This window comes from Variovorax sp. WDL1 (assembly GCF_001541225.1).
In the GTDB taxonomy this organism is placed as follows: domain Bacteria; phylum Pseudomonadota; class Gammaproteobacteria; order Burkholderiales; family Burkholderiaceae_C; genus Variovorax.
In genome coordinates, this window is sequence record NZ_LMTS01000344.1 from 3,746 (window position 1) to 5,237 (window position 1,492).

Consider the following 1,492-nt stretch of genomic DNA (forward strand, 5'->3'; position numbering starts at 1 on the left):
GGCGTTCTGAAGTTGCAGATGCAATCATGGAGAACCTCCGCAAGGTCGATTCGCGCGGATACCTCTACAAGCTGGGCCACTCCAAGACGAACCAGGACGGCAAGGAGAACCCCGATGACGCCAAGCCTGTTTCTGGAAAGGCCGCCGCGGCGATGGACGCCTGGCTCGAGGTAAGCGGCATCACCGAAGGCCCGATCTTCCGGCGCATCCTCAAGGGCGGAAAGGTGCTTGATGAGCCGCTAGACCCGACCGCCGTGCGCAAGATTGTGAAGCGCCGATGCCTGCAGGCCGGCCTTCCCGGCGACTTCTCGGCGCACTCGCTGCGATCGGGCTTCGTGACGGAGGCGGGCCGGCGAAAGATGGATCCGGCAGACGCCATGGCCATGACCGGCCATCGCCACTACGAGACTTTCATGGGCTACTACCGCGCAGAAGATCCTCTCGACCGCAAGGCAAGCCGCATGCTCGACGGGGATGATGCAGCCGTTGAGTGATGGCGGGCTGCAGCGAACCTGCCGGACTACTCGAACGCTAGGTTTGTCTGCTACCCGCGGCTAGGTTTTGCTGCGAGCAGCGGACCTTTGAACGCTCGACTTCCTGAAATGTCGTCGCTCAACGAACGAACGAAGATCGGGAAGTCACTCGCGCGCTCTCCCGATCCAGGTCTGTTCGTGTGGTGCCTACGCTGTGTCGATCAGTGCACCGCGCGACAGCAGAGCGGCTCACATCTGCATCACCATTGGCGATGAAGGCGCTGCCCGCCGACGCTGGGCGTAGAGTTGGAGCCCGCGCATTTCAGGCGCTTCTATTTCACCGATCCGTCGGCCAGCAATTCCTGAATCCGCTCTTCGCCATAGCCGAACTCCCGCAGCACCTCCACCGTGTTCTCGCCCAGTTTCGGCGCATGGCGCCGCCGCTCGGGCACCGAGTGCGACCACTCTGTGGGGATGGCCGTGTCGAGAATCTCGCCTTCGCTGGGATGCATCACCTGCTGCAGATAGCCGGTCTCGGCCAGGTGCGGGTCGGCCAGGATGTCATCAATGCTATACATGCGCGCCGCGGGAATGTCGGCGCGTTCCAGCAGTGAAAGCCAGTCAGCGGTGCTGCGCGTAAGGAAGGTCTCGCCAAGGAAGCCGTAGACGTGGTCGATGTGCGTGAGTCGCATCCCCTGGCTGCCGAAGCGCTCGTCCTGCTCGAACACTTCGGGCTGGCCGATGGCCTCGAAAAAGCTGCGCCAGTGCTTGTCGTTGTAGACCAGCACGCAAATGTGGCCGTCGCTGGTCTCGTAGGGGCGGCGGTCACGCGCGAGGCTGCGCTGGTAGCCCGCAGGCGCCGTGGCCGGGGTGTACAGCTCGCCCGCCAGGTGCTCGCCCAGCACGATGGAGAGCATGCCTTCGAACATCGGTACCTCCACCCGCTGCCCGATGCCGGTGCGCTCGCGGTAGAACAGCGGGCTCTGGTGCAAATTTTCGGCGAAGCCAAGTGACGTTTC

General features: G+C 63.4%; 2 protein-coding genes. One reads left to right on the top strand and one right to left on the bottom strand.

Annotated elements, in window-relative coordinates:
- The coding region (locus APY03_RS45195) for a tyrosine-type recombinase/integrase (RefSeq protein ID WP_232324567.1) at positions 1-494 on the top strand (494 nt) is incomplete at its 5' end.
- 311 nt (positions 495-805) lie between these two features.
- Here the strand turns inward: APY03_RS45195 and APY03_RS38470 are convergent.
- Positions 806-1,492 (bottom strand): CoA transferase (locus APY03_RS38470; protein ID WP_157103528.1); only part of this gene is annotated, 687 nt, incomplete at its 5' end.